Source organism: Paraburkholderia sp. MM5477-R1 (assembly GCF_050436385.1).
In the GTDB taxonomy this organism is placed as follows: domain Bacteria; phylum Pseudomonadota; class Gammaproteobacteria; order Burkholderiales; family Burkholderiaceae; genus Paraburkholderia; species Paraburkholderia tuberum.
On the sequence record NZ_JBNDMC010000005.1, the window covers coordinates 478,269 to 494,948 of the forward strand.

The 16,680-nt window shown below is 61.6% G+C and carries 15 protein-coding genes and 2 pseudogenes; 9 read left to right on the top strand and 8 right to left on the bottom strand.

What is annotated here, in order from left to right:
• Positions 1–10: 10 nt before the first annotated feature.
• From OKW35_RS14565 to OKW35_RS14580, 4 genes are read right to left on the bottom strand one after another with little or no spacing between them, the layout of a single operon-like run.
• Positions 11–832: a metal ABC transporter permease gene (locus OKW35_RS14565; RefSeq protein ID WP_429552785.1), complete on the bottom strand. Its 822-nt coding sequence runs from the start codon at positions 830–832 to the stop codon at positions 11–13.
• A 2-nt stretch (positions 833–834) separates the two neighbouring features.
• Positions 835–1,725, bottom strand: coding sequence for a metal ABC transporter permease (locus OKW35_RS14570; RefSeq protein WP_429552395.1), 891 nt, complete (start codon positions 1,723–1,725; stop codon positions 835–837).
• Between the two features lie 7 nt (positions 1,726–1,732).
• The gene (locus tag OKW35_RS14575) at positions 1,733–2,554 is read right to left on the bottom strand and encodes a metal ABC transporter ATP-binding protein (RefSeq protein ID WP_429552396.1); all 822 of its coding nucleotides are present in this window, start codon (positions 2,552–2,554) and stop codon (positions 1,733–1,735) included.
• 5 nt (positions 2,555–2,559) lie between these two features.
• The gene (locus OKW35_RS14580) at positions 2,560–3,549 is read right to left on the bottom strand and encodes a metal ABC transporter solute-binding protein, Zn/Mn family (protein ID WP_429552397.1); all 990 of its coding nucleotides are present in this window, start codon (positions 3,547–3,549) and stop codon (positions 2,560–2,562) included.
• A 263-nt stretch (positions 3,550–3,812) separates the two neighbouring features.
• Here OKW35_RS14580 and OKW35_RS14585 point away from each other — a divergent pair, with 263 nt between their 5' ends.
• The 3 genes from OKW35_RS14585 to OKW35_RS14595 are packed head-to-tail and all read left to right on the top strand — an operon-like array spanning position 3,813 to position 6,987.
• On the top strand, positions 3,813–4,088 hold the full coding sequence (locus OKW35_RS14585) for a metal/formaldehyde-sensitive transcriptional repressor (protein WP_429552398.1): 276 nt from the start codon (positions 3,813–3,815) through the stop codon (positions 4,086–4,088).
• A gap of 11 nt (positions 4,089–4,099) precedes the next feature.
• On the top strand, positions 4,100–6,091 hold the full coding sequence (locus OKW35_RS14590; protein WP_429552399.1) for a heavy metal translocating P-type ATPase: 1,992 nt from the start codon (positions 4,100–4,102) through the stop codon (positions 6,089–6,091).
• A gap of 14 nt (positions 6,092–6,105) precedes the next feature.
• Positions 6,106–6,987, top strand: coding sequence for an alpha/beta fold hydrolase (locus OKW35_RS14595; protein ID WP_429552400.1), 882 nt, complete (start codon positions 6,106–6,108; stop codon positions 6,985–6,987).
• A 51-nt stretch (positions 6,988–7,038) separates the two neighbouring features.
• Here OKW35_RS14595 and OKW35_RS14600 read toward each other — a convergent pair whose 3' ends face one another.
• A complete protein-coding gene (locus OKW35_RS14600) occupies positions 7,039–8,064 on the bottom strand; it encodes a WD40 repeat domain-containing protein (RefSeq protein WP_429552401.1) in 1,026 nt (341 codons plus the stop codon).
• The gene (locus OKW35_RS14605) at positions 8,061–9,410 is read right to left on the bottom strand and encodes a CobW family GTP-binding protein (RefSeq protein ID WP_429552402.1); all 1,350 of its coding nucleotides are present in this window, start codon (positions 9,408–9,410) and stop codon (positions 8,061–8,063) included. Before OKW35_RS14605 ends, OKW35_RS14600 begins: the two co-directional genes overlap by 4 nt.
• 576 nt (positions 9,411–9,986) lie before the next feature.
• Between OKW35_RS14605 and OKW35_RS14610 the strand changes: the two genes are divergently transcribed.
• Both OKW35_RS14610 and OKW35_RS14615 read left to right on the top strand, forming a co-directional pair.
• Entirely contained in the window at positions 9,987–10,256 is a 270-nt protein-coding gene (locus OKW35_RS14610; protein ID WP_429552403.1) for an ArsR/SmtB family transcription factor, read from the top strand.
• Positions 10,257–10,270: 14 nt separating this feature from the next.
• Positions 10,271–10,627: a hypothetical protein gene (locus tag OKW35_RS14615; RefSeq protein ID WP_429552404.1), complete on the top strand. Its 357-nt coding sequence runs from the start codon at positions 10,271–10,273 to the stop codon at positions 10,625–10,627.
• Between the two features lie 296 nt (positions 10,628–10,923).
• Here OKW35_RS14615 and OKW35_RS14620 read toward each other — a convergent pair.
• Positions 10,924–12,125 (bottom strand): annotated as a pseudogene (locus OKW35_RS14620) (IS110 family transposase).
• Positions 12,126–12,407: 282 nt separating this feature from the next.
• On the opposite strand from OKW35_RS14620, the pseudogene OKW35_RS14625 reads away from it, so the two are divergent.
• Together OKW35_RS14625 and OKW35_RS14630 are read left to right on the top strand one after the other, a co-directional pair.
• A pseudogene (locus tag OKW35_RS14625) lies at positions 12,408–12,628 on the top strand (tyrosine-type recombinase/integrase); the annotation flags it as partial.
• Between the two features lie 59 nt (positions 12,629–12,687).
• Positions 12,688–12,879, top strand: a complete 192-nt coding sequence (locus tag OKW35_RS14630; RefSeq protein WP_429552405.1) for a hypothetical protein — start codon at positions 12,688–12,690, stop codon at positions 12,877–12,879.
• 964 nt (positions 12,880–13,843) lie between these two features.
• Here OKW35_RS14630 and OKW35_RS14635 read toward each other — a convergent pair.
• Positions 13,844–14,080: a hypothetical protein gene (locus tag OKW35_RS14635; RefSeq protein ID WP_429552406.1), complete on the bottom strand. Its 237-nt coding sequence runs from the start codon at positions 14,078–14,080 to the stop codon at positions 13,844–13,846.
• Positions 14,081–14,315: 235 nt separating this feature from the next.
• On the opposite strand from OKW35_RS14635, the gene OKW35_RS14640 reads away from it, so the two are divergent.
• Both OKW35_RS14640 and OKW35_RS14645 read left to right on the top strand, forming a co-directional pair.
• The gene (locus OKW35_RS14640; protein ID WP_429552407.1) at positions 14,316–15,659 is read left to right on the top strand and encodes a flavin reductase; all 1,344 of its coding nucleotides are present in this window, start codon (positions 14,316–14,318) and stop codon (positions 15,657–15,659) included.
• 34 nt (positions 15,660–15,693) lie between these two features.
• Complete coding sequence (locus OKW35_RS14645; protein WP_429552408.1) at positions 15,694–16,680, top strand: peptidyl-alpha-hydroxyglycine alpha-amidating lyase family protein; 987 nt, start codon at positions 15,694–15,696, stop codon at positions 16,678–16,680.

The window sequence follows — 16,680 nt, forward strand, 5'->3', positions numbered from 1 at the left end:
CTTTGCCACGTCAGTTACGGACAACGGCCACCGTATGCGACCGCTGTCGGGCGCGCATACGCGTCCACAAGCGTCCGAAGCCATACCACGCGGCGCCGAGCCCGCCGACGAAGAAGCCCACCGGCCAGTCCGATATCCAGGACAGCGCGATCGCCGTCCACACGGTAACGACAGAGAGGCATACCGAGAGCAGTATCGCGGGCACGGGCCGGTCACTGAGCAGACGGGCAGCAGAAGCCGGTCCGATCATCAGGCTGAACACCAGCAGCGCGCCCACGACGGGAAGCGCCATGGCGGTCGCAAGCGCGAGGATGGCGAGGAAGCCGAGTTCCATCCGGCCGCACGCAACACCTCTTGCCGTCGCAAGGTCGGATGAGAGCGAACTGAGCAGCAGTGGACGGAAATTCAATGAGATAAGTGCGACGACGACGATGCTGATCACCGCGACCGGCACGATATCGGCGCTGCTGACGCCCAGCACTTCGCCGAAGAGTAGCGCATAGACCGCCTGCGAGTACTCGGTCGTCATGCTCAGGAAAAGGGCCCCCAGACCGAGCAGCATCACGAGACTGAGGGCCGTCGCGACTTCGCGGCGGCCCTGTCGCCCGAGCCAGCTGACACCAAGCACGCCGATGCCGGCGAACACGATCAGGCCAACAAGCGGATCAACCCCGACCAGACCCGCTGCGGCCGCGCCCGGGAAGGCGCCCAGCGGCAGCGCATGCGCGGCGAACGAGGCGCCCCGGATCACGACGAAGAAGCCAACGACTCCCGCGACGACCGCGACCAGGCTGGCGACGATCCATGTGTTGACCATGAAACTGGAGAACATGCTCACACGCTCTCCCCGACCGCGCGCGAACTGCCTGCACGCGCCGGCTTGCGCCCCACACTGCCAGCCGCGACGTACAGCACGAAAATGAGCGTAACCACGAAGAAACTGACCGGCCACCCGTGTCCGGGTGTCCAGTAATAGCTCGCGTAAGCCAGGGCAACGCTGAGCCACGTAACACCGGTACCGGTCAATGCAGCCACGGCGAGCGCGCGGGCCGGGCGGGCCGTCACCCGTAACGCAATGGCGGGCGGTCCGACCAGCAATGCGGTCGAAAGGATCGCGCCCACGGTCATCGCCGACAACGACACGGCCATCGCAAGCGTCAGCAGATACGCAAGCCCCGTCAGCCGGACCCGAACGCCGCGCACAGCGGCCAGCTCCGGATCGAGCGACACAAGAAGCAGCGGCCGGTAAAGCACGGCGACGATCGTCAATGCGGCCGCCCCGACCGCCAGCGCGGGCAGGATGATCGATGGCGAAATCGCGAACATCGAGCCGAACATCACCGTCACCGCTGCACCGGTCGTGCTATGCGAGCTCACATCGAGATAGAGAAACAGCGCCGCGGAGCCCAGCCCCGCCCCCATCACCACGCCGGTGACGAGATCGCGCTCGCGCGCACGATGAACCTTCACCAGTTCCATGGCACCCGCAGCGATTGCAGCCATGACCAGAAAGCCGGTCAGCGGATTGATGCCGAGCAGGAACGACGCGGCTCCGCCCGCGCTGCTCACGTCGGCCAGTGCGTGGCCGGCGAAGGACTGCCCCCGCATGACGATGAACACGCCGGTCACGGCCGACACCAGCGCCGCGCCACCGCCCACGATGAGCGCGGTGCGCACGGGTTCACTGGCGAAGAATCCGGCCACGGCAACGGCGGTTATGGACATGGTCTGCTCAGGGTATCTGCGCCACGTGAGCGGGGTCCCGCCCGATCGCCGTGCGGATTTCGTCCTGGCTGCCGGCGGCGACAACCAGTATCCGGCCGTGAACACGGACAACATCGATGTGGTAGCCGTACAAGCGGCTCAATACCTCCGAGCGCACCACCTCGTCCGTCGATCCGCTGGCTGCGTGCCCATTCGCCAGGTACACGATCCGGTCCATGACCGGCAGCAGCGGATTCATGTCATGAGCCGAAAGCAGGACCGCAATGCGATGCTCGACGCACAGCCGGCGCAACAGCGCGACGATGCCGGCCGCGCTGCGCATGTCGAGGTTCGCGAGCGGTTCGTCCAGCAGCAGCAGTTGCGGATCGCGCACGAGCGCATGGGCGATCAATACCCGCTGCTGCTGGCCGCCGGACAGCTCGCCAACGCGCTGGTCGGCAAAGCCTTCTGCTTCGACCGCCTTCAGCACCCTGTCCACCGTGTGCCGCTGTCTTCCGGAAAAGAGCGGCAGGCCCAGCCGGTGGCCGTCCAGTCCGAGCGACACCACGTCCCGCGCGCGCAGGGGCAGGTACGGGTCGAGCAGAATCTTCTGGGGCACGTAGCCCACGAGGGCCTTCTTTCCTGCGCCGCTGATGCGGATACTGCCGGCGACAGTCGTCTGGAATCCGAGGATCGTCCGTAGAAGCGTCGTCTTGCCCGAGCCGTTCGAGCCGATCAGCCCGTAGAACTCACCGGCCCGCACACCGAAGCTCACGCCGTCGAGAACCGGGCGACCGGAGAACGATACGCACACGCCGTCAACGACCAGGACTTGCTCGCCCTCGCCCATGCCGCCTACTTCCCGGCCCGCAGGACTTCAGTCGAAACCCCGCCGGTCACCGCGCTGTCCAGCGCCTTCACTTCGGCAAGCATCCATGACTGGTACGTGAATCCCGGCGTCGGCATGGTCTCGTAGACACCCACGACGGGGATACCATTCTTCTTCGCGAGCGCGAGGAAGGACTGGGTCAGGGCGTCCGTGACCTGCTGGTTGTAGACGAACACTTTCACCCGGTGATCCGCAAACAGGCTGTTCTGTTTCGTCACGTCCTGCGGCGAAGGGTCGGTGCCATTCATGATGGCTGCCTGCAGGCTGTACGGCGTGGCAATGTCGGTGCCGGCGGCTTCCAGCATGTAGTCAGCCACCGGCTCGGTCACGGCAACCGGCGTGCCGTAATGATGGGCCCTGAACGACGCGATCGCGGCGAGCCATGGCTTGAGCGACGCATCGAACTTCGTCGCATTGGCCTGAAAGTAGGCGGCATGGGCCGGGTCCAGGGCGGAGAGATTGGCCGCCACCGCCTTCGCCACAGCAGGCATCGTCTTCGGGTCGTACCAGAGATGCGGATTCGGGGTGTTGTCGGGTAGCCCCAGCAGATGCTGGACGTCAATGACCTTGCGCGCGGCGTTTGGTGCGGCCGCAATGATCTTGTCCGCCCACGTGTCGTAGCCGATGCCGTTCTTGACCACGAGGTCGGCGCCGGCAAGCTCGCTTGCCACCTTTGGATTCACCTCGAAGGTGTGCGGATCGGTATTGGGATCGGTTTGGATCGCGCCGACCTGCACATACTGTCCGCCAATCTGCGAGATGACGTCCGCGTACTCGTTCTGGACACCGATGGCATGGATCACGCCCGGCGACGCGGCCATCGCACTGCCCGCTGTCGTTGCCAGCGCCAGCATTGCGAGAAGGGAGCGACAGGGGTGCTTTGCACGGTTCCTCGCGACGAACGCTCCGGAACCAGAATGCAACCGGGCGGGAGTAACGACATCGTTTTTGTTCATGTGGATTCCCAGGTCAAGGACGACATAAGCTCGGCCGTACAAGATACGATATAACATTACATAAATAGCGTCCAGCAAATTTCATCGGCGCACCCGGGGCAAAGCAGGCGCCGGAACCGTCCGGCAAAAACTTGGCCCCTCCCCCTCGCCCGCTGCTGACAAACGCCTGACGACCCACGCTACAACGATGCTTTCGACAGATCCATCACCTGTCATTTAATATAGGGGGATATACTATTCCCATATCAACGACGGAGATAAATATGGCACACACGATCCGTGAGAAAACCAAGCTCCTGAACCGTGTCCGTCGCATTCGAGGACAGATGGAAGCCGTCGAGCGCGCGCTCGAAGAAGAACAAGGCTGTGCCGCCGTGCTTCAGCTCATCGCGGGCGCTCGTGGGGCGATGAACGGACTGATGGCCGAGATCATCGAAGACCACATCCACATGCATGTCGCTGCCGACAAACTCTCTGCGCAACAGCGCCAGGAAGGCGCCAGCGAGCTGATCGACGTTGTTCGCGCGTACCTCAAGTAACGGCATCGACCATGACGGATGACAGCACTACCCGCGCGGACGACCTGGCAGACGAGGCACAACTGCGCACGACCGTCCCTGCAGCGGAAGCGCATCGCCATGAACACCATCGCGACCACGATCCTGAGCACCATGATGGACATCACCACCACGACCACGCTTTCGACTGGGTCGAGGGCGTTCGCATCGCCGTGGTGGCCGTCGCTGCCGTTGCCGTCTGGTTCCGGCTCTGGGAGCCATTCGCCAGGGTCAGCGTGATCGGCATCGCCGGACTGCTGACCGGCGGCTGGCCGATCTTCAGGGAAGCCTTCGGGAATCTGGCTGCGCGCCGCATGACGATGGAGCTGTCCATGTCCATTGCGATCGTGGCGGCCGCTGCCATCTCCGAGTTCTTCACGGCGCTGGTCATCACGTTGTTCGTGCTGGTTGCCGAAGTGCTCGAAGGCATGACCGTGTCGCGCGGACGGCGGGCGATCCGCGATCTGCTCGACTTCCTGCCTCATGCCGTTTCCGTGCGCCGCACCGGTACCGTGTCGGAGGTCGACACCGACGCGCTCTCGGTCGGAGACGCGGTGCTGGTCAATCCGGGTGGCCGTATCCCCGTAGACGGTTCCGTGCTCGCAGGCCACTCCTTCGTGGATCAGTCGCGCATCACGGGCGAATCGCTGCCCGTGGAAAAAACTGCCGGGTCGGCCGTCTTCGCAGGGTCCATCAACCAGTCGGGTGCCCTCGAAATCCGCGCCGAGCGCATCGGCCGCGATACCAGCTTCGGCAAGATCATCGAGGCCGTCGAACGGGCCGAGCGTTCCCGTGCGCCGGTTCAGCGCCTGGCTGACCGGCTGGCCGGTTACCTCGTCTATTTCGCCCTGGCTGCGGCAGTCCTGACCTACCTCATCACGCGCGACATCCGGGCGACCATTTCGGTCGTGATCGTCGCCGGCGCATGCGGTATCGCGGCAGGCACGCCCCTCGCCATCCTCGGGGCCATCGGCCGTGCCGCGCGTGCCGGGGCCATTATCAAGGGGGGCCTATTTCTGGAGCAGCTCGGCAAGGTCGATACCGTCGTGCTGGACAAGACCGGCACATTGACGCTGGGTCAACCCCAAGTGTGTGCGGTTCACCCTGTTGCCGGCGTCGAAGCGACGACACTGCTTTACCTCGCGGCCTCAGCCGAGCTGCGCAGCGAACATCCATTGGGAAAAACCATCGTCGCCTACGCCCGTTCCCAGGGCGCCACGCCCCGGGAGCCTGAGCACTTCGGCTACACGCCCGGTCGCGGTATCGAGGCCGTCATCGCCGGCGATCGCGTCGTGGTCGGCAACCTGGCGCTGATGCGCGAAACCGGCATTGCCATTCCGGAGAACCGTGCCACGCATCCGGAAGCATCGGAGGTCTATGTTGCCCAGGGCAACGAACTGCTTGGTTCGATCGTGATTGCCGATACGGTGCGTGCCGAAGCCCGACAAGCCATCGCGGACATTCAGGCAATGGGTATTCGCACCATGCTGCTGACCGGTGATGGTGAGCCCGTCGCCGAGGCGATTGCCAGAGAGTTGGGCATCCGGGAGGTTGCAGGGGATCTCATGCCAGAAGACAAGCAGGCGCGTGTCAAGGTACTGGTCAGCCAGGGGCTCACCGTTGCCATGATCGGTGATGGCGTAAACGATGCGCCCGCACTTATCGAAGCGAGCGTCGGTGTGGCGATGGGATCGGGAACCGACGTGGCGCGCGAAAGCGCCGACGTCGTCCTGCTTGGTAATGACCTGGCGAAATTTGCCCAGACACTGTCCATCGCACGCCGCACGCGCCGCATCATCTGGGCCAATTTCGCCGGCACCATCGGGGTCGACCTGCTGGGTATCGTCCTGGCGGCAGCAGGGCTACTGCACCCGCTCGTTGCGGCGTTCATCCATGTGATCTCGGAGCTGGCCTTCATGCTCAACTCGGCGCGTCTGCTGCCTTCGCGGGCGAGTGAACAGGCGTCCAGTACGCCGACACCTTGAGCGACATAAGCCGCATGACCAGCAGAATCCTGCGCTACCGGCACGAAGGCACCGAAGTCGCGCTCGGCCTGGACGAAGCGGGTCACGGCCGCCCGGTCGTTCTGCTGCCCGCCCTGAGTTCGATTTCCACGCGCGCCGAGATGCGTCCGCTTTTCCGCACGCTGGCATCCCTTGCGCACGTCACGACTGTCGACTGGCCAGGATTCGGCGATTTACCCAGGCCACGTATCGACTGGTCGCCGACGATCCTTTCGGCATTCCTCGACTGGTTTCTGCGCGAAATCGTGCCTGGCCCGCACATCGTGGTTGCCGCTGGCCATGCGGCTACCTACGCGCTCCATCATGCCGCGCATCACCCCGGGACGATCGAACGCCTGGTACTGATTGCGCCGACCTGGCGCGGGCCGTTTCCGACCATGATGGGCGGAGTGCGGCCCTGGTTCGGTCGCGTCCGCGCCGCGGTCGACAATGCGATGGCCGGCCCGTTGCTCTACCACTTGAACGTCAGTGCGCCAGTCGTGCGCAGGATGGCGCGCGAGCACGTCTACAGCGATCCCCGCTGGCTTACCGGAGATTGCCTGCAGGAAAAGCTCGCGGTTACCCGCGCGGCCGGGGCCCGGCACGCGTCGGTACGCTTTGTCACTGGTGCGCTCGACCGCGTGGAAAGCCGAGCCTGTTTTCTCGACCTCGCCCGCCGTGCGAACGTACCGATCCTGGTTGTCTATGGCGACCAGACGCCGCCAAAATCGCGCGGCGAAATGGAGGCACTGGCCGCATTGCCGGATGTCGAGGCGGCGCGGCTTGCGCAGGGGAAGCTGGCCGTTCATGAGGAATACGCGCAGGACGTCGGTACGACGATCGCAACGTTCCTGGACGGGGGCATGCCGAAGGCGTGACTGAAAAGACCGGGCAGAACGAGGCTCTGCCGATCCGCCGCTACGGTTGCTTCATTCCGTCGTCGGTGCCACGCACACGCGTACACCGCCCTCTGCATCCCCCAGCGCCAGCAACGCATCGCCCGGCTGCCAGGCCAAAGCGCTGATCGCCGGTTCGCCGGTCAGGCCGCCCAGCTGCGCGCGCGCCCTTGCATCGTAGACGAAGACCCGGCCGTCCTCGCCGCCGCTGGCGACACGCCCGTCGCCGTGGCTGAAGGCGATGGCACTGACCGGTGCGCGATGGACGGCCTGATAGTCGGGTTCCGTGTTCTGCGGACCAGCACCGGCGCAGTCCCAGATGATCAGGGCTTCACCACCGCCGGTTGCGAAGTAGCGGCTGTCCACGCTCCACGCCGTATGGAGAACCTTGGTCGGATAGCCGCTCATCTGGAAGTCGTCGCCTGTGTTCGCATACCAGAGATGGATGGCGCCTTCCTGGCAGCCCGCCGTGATGATCCGTTCATCCGGACTCACCGCCAGATTCAGCAATGACGCCTTCCACGGATAACGCCGCACCGGCTCGTCGCGGCCGGGTTGCCAGCGGGCAACCACACCGTAACAGGCGGTCAGCAACTGCCCGTCGGCGAGCCACTGAAGCCCCGTCAGCGTGCTGTCGGCTGCCCCGAACGACTGCTGCAGCCGTCCCTGTTCATCCCACAGCTTCAACTCCCGACCCGCGATGCTGGCCAGTGCGCCGCCGGCCGACCATGCCAACGCCGCAACCCAGCCGCGGCCCGCTGGCTGCCGTTGCAGTTCCCTGCCATCGGCCGACCACAGGCACAGGCGGTTATCCTGCCCGCCGCTGGCCAGCGTCTTGCCATCCGGCGACCATGCCAGTGCGGTGGTCCCAAGACCGTGGACGTCGCGTCGCCAGTGCTGTCGTGCGTCGCTGGCGTCATGGACCGCGACAGCGCCATCGGCGGTTGCCACGGCCAGTAGCCGGCCATCGGGCGACCAGCACAGCTGGTTCACATAGTCGCCCGCAGTGGCCGTCCACACAGTGGCAAGGGCCGGAAGCTCGCGCAGCGGACGGTTCATGCGAGACATCCTTGCAGGCCTTTGGTGAGCGCCTGCCGGTCGAGATTGCGGCCGATGAAAACAATTTCGCTTTGCCGGGCTTCGCCCGGCTTCCACGGCCGGTCGGCGTTGACGTCGATCAGCATGTGGACGCCCTGAAACACCACCCGGCGCGGCTCACCGGCGAGGTGAAGGATACCCTTGGAGCGAAAGATGTCCTGCCCTCGCTCAGCCAGCAGAGGCTGCAGCCAGTTCTGGAACTTGCGCTCGGACAACGCGCCGGTCAACGTGATGCCCACCGACGTGATCTCCTCGTCGTGGGTGTGTGCGGCACTGAACGCGCGCGCAGCCAGCGGCTCCAGCGTTACCCCATCGCGGCTCAGTTGCAGGTCGAATTCCTCCGGGCCGTGTTCCGTGACCAGGGCGTAATCGCCCTCGGCCGGGATCAGCAGGCTAACCGTGGCCTTGCCCGACTCGGGCACGCGCAGGGCCACCGCCTGAGGACCGGGCGTCAGTTTGCTGCTGGCCCGGCCACGCTTGCGGTCTCGCGCGAAGGCTTTGTCCGCATGCCCGATCAAGCGCTCGAAGGCTGCATCGTCACTGCCTTGAACCTGAGTCAACAAAGCCCCGATCTCCGGGTCCGGTCCGTTGCCATAACGAAGCTCCACGATACCGGGCTTGAGGTGGTAGACACCCGCCCACTCGAACGGGTACTCGGGTTCGAGGAATTGCGGCCGCTCCTGCAGCACGCGCTGGAGGTCGAAGCCGCCGACGTCGAGCACAGTCGGAATATCGATTTCGGCGTTGACCGTGCGATGGATGCGTGCCAGTGCGTTCATGCTGCGCAGGCGGTGTTCGAGTTCATCGAGTTGCGCCTGCTCGACGAGATCACACTTGTTGAGCAAGACCACGTCGGCAAAGGCGATCTGCTCGCGCACCTCGTTGCTGTCCTCCAGGTGTTGCCAGACATGCTTGGCATCCACCACAGTGACGATGCCGTCGAGGCGCAGGGAGGACTGCACTTCGTCGTCGACGAAGAAGGTCTGTGACACGGGACCGGGATCGGCCATGCCGGTGGTTTCCACGAGGATATGATCGAACTTGTCGCGCCGGCGCATCAGGTTGCCCAGGATGCGGATCAGGTCGCCGCGCACCGTGCAGCAGATACAGCCGTTGTTCATCTCGAACACTTCTTCGTCGGCATTGATGACAAGCGCATTGTCGATGCCGATCTCGCCGAACTCGTTTTCAATGACGGCCACACGCATGCCGTGCTGCCGGCTCAGGATGTGGTTGAGCAAGGTGGTCTTGCCCGAGCCGAGGAAGCCGGTCAGGACAGTGACGGGAATGCGGGTGTCGGTACTCATGGAAGGACCTCCGAAAAAGATACGGCCGGCTCTGGCACCGACGCCGGGGCAAGGAATGTTCTGTTTCGATTCGCCTGCGCCGCTACCCGAAACGTGACCCTGCGTTTACTGCGAACGAGGCGGCACCGCTGGCAGGGCGTCTCGATCGGGCTGGCCCTGAGCACTGGACCGGGCGATCGACGTACGCCGAATTTGAAACGTTATATTATTACACCAAGAGTGAGGAGAACACCGCAAAGCCATATCGCTCGGCAGGATTACGTCCCCCACCGAGCCGTTCTTGAGGCAGGAGCTGGCGCGACGCGGCAACAACGGGTCAGCGGCCGCCGGTGTGCCGTTAACCGACGCATCACGATTGCGCTAGTGGTCGAACGGAACCTGTTTTTGCGGGGCCAGGACGTCCACGTCAGTGGCGCTGCGCCGCAGATTTCACAAGGGCGTTGACCAGTGAGGAACAAGCCCCTATCATTCAATCAAACAATAGAATGACAGATGATGAAACCGGCCTGCACTCACGCTCCGCTAAACCTGCCCGCCGTAACCGTGTCCGCCTCCCAGCTGGAGGCAGCAGGAGAAATGTTCCATGCCCTGCGCGACCCGGGACGGCTACGGCTGCTGATCCTGCTATCGCAAGGCGAACGCTGCGTGACCGAACTGGTGGACGCCGAGCAGGCGAAGCTCGGTAGCATCTCGGCCCGGCTGAAGGTCCTGCATGGGGCGCGGCTGGTCAAGCGTCGGCGTGCGGCGAAACATGTCTTCTATGCCATCTCGGACGACCATGTCCTGACGCTGCTCAACAGCGTCCTGGCGCATGCGGCCGAACCGATCCAGCCCGCCTCATCCTGACGGAGAAAAGCACCATGAGCACCTGCAACGAACCTCACCACGCCCATCACGATCACCAGCACGGTCCCGCCTGCGGCCACACGGCAATCCGCCATGATGGCCATATCGACTATCTGCATGACGGCCACCTGCATCATCCGCATGCCGACCACGTGGATGAACATCGGTTGGAAGTCAACGCCACCAACCCCGATCGCTGCACGCCCGATCACCAATGCGGCGGGCACGAGCCCGGGCACGTGCATGGCCCGGGTTGCGGACATGAAGCCGTCCCGCACGGGGATCACGTGGACTATCTCGTCAACGGTCACCTGCATCATCCGCATGGTGGTCACTGCGACGACCACGGGCCTGTAGAAACGGTCCAATAAGTCCCCGGAGCCACGCCAAGGAAACGGCTCGGCCTGACCGCTTCAGGCTGGGCCTGACCGCTTCAGGCTGGGCCTGACCGCTTCAGGCTGGGCCTGATCGCTTTATAGTCTTGCCTAGCGGCGATCTGAGTCTATGCACGTTGCATCCATAAGAAAAAAGTCTCTGCTCGCCAGATACAAGTTGCCCAGTAGATCCGACAAGTCACGAAGTCTCTGCGCCACCAAATGATGAACCTCATCCTCGCGCTGCCACACGCATAGACACCCACTAGAGGGGGGTGCCCCTATGTGTTTCGTCAAGCATTAGGGGCGGATTTGGGTTGGTAAAGAGTGCCGTCGCGCAGCATGGCAAACAGTACGTCGCAGCGTCGTCTGGCAAGAGCGATGAGCGCCTGATTGTGGCGCTTGCCCTGCTGGACCTTGCGGGCGTAGTAGTCCCTCGAAACCGGGTCCCGCAAGGCGGCAAAGGCGGAGAGGAAGAGTGCTCTCTTGAGTACCTTGTTGCCGCGTCTGGAGGGGTGTTCGCCACGGATAGACGAGCCTGAGCGTCGGGTGACCGGGGCGAGGCCGGCGTAGGCGGCGAGATGCGCAGCGGAAGCGAAGGCTTTGTGGGCGACTTCAGTGAGGAGTCTGGCGGCGGTCCTGACGCCGACTCCCGGCATGCTGGTCAGGACCGGCCAAAGAGGGTGTGCGTGCACTAGGTGTTCAACTTCGCTGGCAACCTCGTCGCGTTGCGCAAGGATGCGAGCTGCTGGGCAAGACGCGGCATGACGATGGTTGCTGCCTGAGTACCGGGTACGACCACAGCCTGTTCGCTGAGCGCCCGAACGATTTCGGCAGCAAGGTTTTTGCCCATGCGAGGCGCAAGTTTCGTGAGGCGGTTGGCGAGTGATTTCTCGCTTGTCGCGGCGAGCTCGGCGGGTGACGGGTATCGCTCAAGCAGATCGAGCACGGCCGGATGGTCGAGGCGCGGTCCCAGAACCCGTTCCAGCGCGGGATGGATCTGGGTGAGCAGGCCGCGAATGCGGTTGCTGGTCTGTGTGATCTGCGCGGCGAGATCGTCATCGAAACCGCATAGCATGGTGAGTTCGGCAAGTTGCTCATCAGCCACTCGAAGCGAGCGCAGCGTATGCGGCATCGAGCGCGCGGCTTCTGCAATGATGGCGGCATCACGGGCATCTGTCTTGGCTTCGCCTGCGTGCAGATCGGCGATGCGGCGCATGGCCAGACCCGGCAGATAGGCGACCAGGACTCCTTCATCACGGGCGACTGCCACGGGCAGCGCGCCAATCGTGGCGGGCTGGTCGACGACGAACAGGAGTTGGCCGTGCGTCTTGAGTTCGGTGATCAGGGCACGCAGTTTGGCCTCATCGTTGGGCAGCGCTTTGTTGTACAGGCGTTTTCCGGTCCGATCGAGAGCGACCGCGTGATGGTGGCCTTTGCCGACATCGACGCCGACGAATACGTCGACTGAGCTATGTTGTTGGTTTTCTTGCATCGAAGGCTTTGCAGGTTGAACGGTTTGGCCTGCAACATCGGTGGCAAGTCTCGGCATCCACGTTACGGACGGCCTCAAGATATCCTGGCCGAGCCCCTATTAGCGATCACCAGCCACCCACCAGGCCCGGTGACAACACCCCCCGGATCATGACTGCGACTGGGGGCGAGAATCATGCCGGGCCTGGCTGGCCAAATCCTCAATTATCGAGGAGTGAAGATAGTAACGGGGCGAACAAGGTAAGCGCTTATGCGCTGCAGCGCATAAGCGCTTACCTTGCCGCTACCCCGTCACCACACGCTCGAGACGTACCTGCACGCGTATCTGAAGCACCTGAGCGGCACCGGCATCGGCGCCGATCCAAAGGGACCCTGTTCCGCACGATCGCGCGTGGCACCGGGCAACTGAGCGTCACGCCGCTGCCGCAGGCCAACGCGTACGCGATGGTGCAGCGCCGTGCCACCGCAGCCGGCATTGATACGCTGATCGGCAATCACACGCTGTGAACGGCAGGTAGCGCCCCATCCATTTGGCGAGTCCATCTGTTAGATTCGGACTACTTATGATTGTTGTTCATTTGATTTATGTAAAGTCAGTAACCGAGAAGCGCCTTCAGCACGCAGCCAACCCGCGCCCCCATACACGCATCACCAATGAATTAGCACGGCTGTTCGCACTTATTCCGATGACCGCGTCGCGCATTCGAACAGATCAAAATCTGGGCGCGCGCCCTGCCGTTTTAACAAAATCTTGAGTTCATGGCTATAGCGCAATTCGCATGCCGACCCACCTGACGAGCCATTGGCATCGGCAGGTACGGTCGATTCCCACGTCATTCGTAAGCGACCAAGCGCATATGTGATCCAACCCGGATCGCGACCATTCGCCTGCAGGCATCGCTCCAGAGCTTGAAAGGTTCACGACGATAGTTATGCGAGGTGAAAAGTGCTGCAGATCTCGGCAATCGTCTGTGCCGCTCTGATCGCAGGCCAAAGCACGAGCGAATGATGATCCCGCAACGTTTGGGTGTATCACGTGCATCATCAGGGAATCATACTGACCCGAGGTCGAATTGGACCACCCCCGCTCATTGTCGAGGCATAGGTGATGATTGGCTTGCATTCGACCGCAAGTACAAGGTTCACAATCCGTTGCGGGAGGTTGATACCAGACACCACTTGCGCGTCGGAGGACGCCTCGCCGAGATCGAAGTCGCTCGCGTGACTGCTTTATAGCCGCACTTCCTTCCTGACCAGGCCGGCAACCGAATCGATAAGATCCTGGTGCGATGCCCCGAAGTTATTCCCTCCGTTGAACCACCAACCGACTTGCCACCCGTCAAAAGGGCGGTGAGGTCGCGGGGATCCAGAACGTCGGATTTAGGCTTCACGATCACTCACTATTTGCTGGATATTTTCGCCTACTCGCCACCGATATCGATCGGAAGAGCGCGACTTCGTACCCCATATAATACGATATGCTATCCTAATTAATGTGTTTGAAAATATCGATTTTTGTCAAATCACGGGATCAAGCGTGCGGGAGACCCCCATCTGCGCCAAGCAGAAGTAGCCACGCTAGGCACTCCCAATCGCGATCTCCATCAGCGACAATCAACTCATCGGCACCGTGGCGACGTCAATTCTCTGTGTCCGGTCCTAATATGAAATTTCGGGTGCGCTTGCGCAGAACAGTACCTGTCGGAACGCGCAGCGGGGTCACGAAATACCCATCGTTGGTCGTTTAACGTTTGGCGGAAACACACCCCACGTTCCGTCATCGTGAAGGAAGAAATACATAAAAAACGCGCCGGGTGGCCTTGATGCTTCAATGCAGACGTATCGCCGGTGACTTGTGCGCATCCGGCCGAAACCCGCCACGCGCATCGGCGCGGCCGGAGCCGAGCCCAGCCATTTATCGACCAACGCGCGCAAAGACCTATCCATCGTACCCATGATGCCTCCTTCTGCGCCGTCTCTCTTTGGGACCTCTACCCGTCGCCGAGGTCTGTCTATTGCAATAAACGGTGCTTGTTCGAAGTCTACTAAAAGCAAACCAGATGGAAATGGGCATTGTTTCGATAGGAAGTATCGATGGGGTCGATAGATGGCCGATTGTTCACCGCATCCGATGGTCCGTAGCATCTGGGGCAGGGTTACCTACTTATTGATTTGATAAGTGCCAACGGGATTGGCCAATTTCAAAAAATCGATGTCCGTTGCCCGCCGGCCGGGCGACCCTCTCGAGTTTCCACTACTAAAATTACTGACGTCAAAAATACGCTCGCGAATTAGCGACCCTTATCGAACACGTTTTTACCAGGTTGGCACCTTCTCGCCGCGCAATGACAGCGCCGCAGTTGCGCCTGTCTGTGCGAGATCTCCGCAGCTTCTACGCCGCCGTGCGGCCTCAAACGACCCCTGCGCCACCTATCGTTCCATCTGGAAACCAGCTAGAACGCATCGAAATATTGCCGATATCCATCGCGATAGCTTTGATAACGTATACCCATCGCAGCGAACAAACAGCAGCATAGGCGCGACGCCGAACGCAAAGTCTGCAATGGAGACGATCAAGATGGATGCTCAAATTACCACTCCCGAGTCGGGACTGCCGGCCGATGACCTGCGCGCATACCGGCGCTGCTTGGGTCAATTCGCAACTGGAATTACGGTCGTAACCGCTGAAACATCTACCGGCCGCGTGGGCAACACCGCAAACTCCTTTTCTTCTATTTCCCTCGATCCGCCATTAATTTCGTGGGCCCTCGCTAAATCGTCACGCAGTTTCTCCGCGTTCAAAATGGCTGAGCACTTTGCCGTCAACGTGCTCGGGGGCCACCAGATACCCATATCACAAAGGTTCTCCAGTACAGAGGACGACAAATTTAAATCCGTATCGTGGTCTGCTGGTAGAAACGGCGCACCAGTCATTGATACAGCGATTGCCGTGCTCGAATGTCGAACCGAAAACGTGTACGAGTGCGGCGATCACATACTTATCGTGGGCCAGGTGACTCGTTTCACACGGGGCGACGGAAAGCCACTTCTTTACGTGCAAGGTTACTACGGGTTGCCAGAGCAACACCCTGACTTGAAACCGGCACGGGATGCCAACGCTGCCGTTGAAACCGGCGTATCGGAATCTCATTCCCTGGCGACTTTGCTGTTTAAGGCACACCACTTGTTATCTGCAAGATTCGAAGAACATCGCCAAGCGGAAGGAATCTCCGTTTCGCATGCTCGAGTTCTGGTGAGCTTGCGCGGACGGGACATCAAGTCCGCTGAAACGATTATCCGGGAGATGTACCTGCCGCGGCCAGACGCAATGGATGCAATTTCCGACCTACTCGACCGCGGCTACGTAGAGCGCGTCGCAACCAATGAGCTGCGGCTTACTGACAAGGGCCAAAAACTGCAAGAAACTTTGCAATCTCGGCTGCGAGAATTCGAGGCCGTTCAAACAAAGGGTATCCCCGACGACGAGCTCCACTGCGCTCGCCAGGTGCTCACCAAGTTGCTCGCCGCCAAGTAGTCGGATGCACAGGCAAATAGTAGGGAGACGATAAGTGTTTGCATATGAGCATGACCAAGAGTGGGCCAAGTTGCCAAAACATGTCGCTTTAGGTGAGGTCGGCGGCGTTGCGGTCGACAACGAAGACCGGGTTTATGTCTTTAATCGCGGAGAGCACCCCATCATCGTTTTTGATCGAAGTGGAGAATTTCGGATGAGCTGGGGCCACGGGGTTTTTAAAAGGCCTCACGGGATCCATATTGGACCTGACAACTCCGTTTACTGTACCGACGAAGGCGATCACACGGTTCGCAAGTTCAGCCCAGACGGAAGATTACTGCTTGAAATTGGGACACCACACCGCCCGTCGACGTTTATGAGCGGTCTGGCCTTTAATCGCTGCACTCACACCGCCCTGTCTCCCGAAGGGAACATCTATGTGTCGGACGGTTACGGCAACGCCCGGATCCATATCTACTCACCCGACGGAAAACCACTCAAATCCTGGGGCGGACCCGGCACCGATCCCGGCCAATTCAACGTTCCACACAACATATGCGCCGATCCCGACGGTTGGGTTTACGTTGCCGACCGTGAGAATCATCGGATTCAGGTCTTTGATCGTCACGGGAAATACGAAACTCAATGGAACAACCTGCACCGTCCCTGCGCGCTCTGCATGGACCGAAACTCAACGCCCACTTTTTTCATCGGTGAGGCAGCCACATCCCTTGCAGTTAATCGCGAATACCCGAACCTCGGGCCGCGAATCAGCATCATGAATCGTGCGGGGCAACTGGTGGGTCGATATGGCGACGACAGGCCGGGATTTGGCCCCAACCAGTTCATAGCGCCGCATGGTATGGCAGTCGATTCGGCCGGCGACCTGTATGTCGGTGAGGTCTCTCACACTGCATGGCTACAAATGTTTCCCGGCAAAGAGATGCCGGCCGATATCAGGACATTTAGAAAATTAGTAAGGGTCCCAGTAGACAACGATCTACAGACATCTGCCTCCCCAGCGCGAACGGTCTCTAATTGA

Bases quoted from the DNA above. Each gene is read 5' to 3' on its own strand.
- OKW35_RS14580 (WP_429552397.1), bottom strand. From the start codon at position 3,549: ATGAACAAAAACGATGTCGTTACTCCCGCCCGGTTGCATTCTGGTTCC.
- OKW35_RS14590 (WP_429552399.1), top strand. From the start codon at position 4,100: ATGACGGATGACAGCACTACCCGCGCGGACGACCTGGCAGACGAGGCA.
- OKW35_RS14600 (WP_429552401.1), bottom strand. From the start codon at position 8,064: ATGAACCGTCCGCTGCGCGAGCTTCCGGCCCTTGCCACTGTGTGGACG.
- OKW35_RS14595 (WP_429552400.1), top strand. From the start codon at position 6,106: ATGACCAGCAGAATCCTGCGCTACCGGCACGAAGGCACCGAAGTCGCG.
- OKW35_RS14605 (WP_429552402.1), bottom strand. From the start codon at position 9,410: ATGAGTACCGACACCCGCATTCCCGTCACTGTCCTGACCGGCTTCCTC.
- OKW35_RS14615 (WP_429552404.1), top strand. From the start codon at position 10,271: ATGAGCACCTGCAACGAACCTCACCACGCCCATCACGATCACCAGCAC.
- OKW35_RS14630 (WP_429552405.1), top strand. From the start codon at position 12,688: ATGATTGTTGTTCATTTGATTTATGTAAAGTCAGTAACCGAGAAGCGC.
- OKW35_RS14635 (WP_429552406.1), bottom strand. From the start codon at position 14,080: ATGGGTACGATGGATAGGTCTTTGCGCGCGTTGGTCGATAAATGGCTG.
- OKW35_RS14585 (WP_429552398.1), top strand. From the start codon at position 3,813: ATGGCACACACGATCCGTGAGAAAACCAAGCTCCTGAACCGTGTCCGT.
- OKW35_RS14570 (WP_429552395.1), bottom strand. From the start codon at position 1,725: ATGTCCATAACCGCCGTTGCCGTGGCCGGATTCTTCGCCAGTGAACCC.
- OKW35_RS14610 (WP_429552403.1), top strand. From the start codon at position 9,987: ATGTTCCATGCCCTGCGCGACCCGGGACGGCTACGGCTGCTGATCCTG.
- OKW35_RS14565 (WP_429552785.1), bottom strand. From the start codon at position 832: ATGTTCTCCAGTTTCATGGTCAACACATGGATCGTCGCCAGCCTGGTC.
- OKW35_RS14575 (WP_429552396.1), bottom strand. From the start codon at position 2,554: ATGGGCGAGGGCGAGCAAGTCCTGGTCGTTGACGGCGTGTGCGTATCG.